This window comes from Candidatus Skiveiella danica (assembly GCF_022705245.1).
Taxonomy (GTDB): domain Bacteria; phylum Pseudomonadota; class Gammaproteobacteria; order Burkholderiales; family Burkholderiaceae_C; genus Skiveiella; species Skiveiella danica.
Map to the genome: position 1 here is coordinate 398 of NZ_JAKJEW010000130.1, position 240 is coordinate 637.

1 pseudogene is annotated in these 240 nt (G+C 63.8%); it reads left to right on the forward strand.

The annotated features are described in order from the left end of the window. Positions 1-240, forward strand: a pseudogene (locus tag ACMUOY_RS20470) (3-deoxy-7-phosphoheptulonate synthase); the annotation flags it as partial.

The window sequence follows — 240 nt, forward strand, 5'->3', positions numbered from 1 at the left end:
CCGAGCTGCTTGATCCGATCACACCCCAGTACATCTCCGATTTGATTTGTTGGTCGGCCATCGGGGCGCGCACGACCGAGTCGCAAACGCACCGTCAGATGGCGTCCGGCCTCTCGATGCCACTCGGTTTCAAGAACGGCACCGACGGTTCCCTTCAGGCGGCGATCAACGCGATCAAGGCCGCCAGGCAGGCACAGACCTTCCTCGGCGTCGATTTGGAGGGCCGCGCCTCGGCCGTCA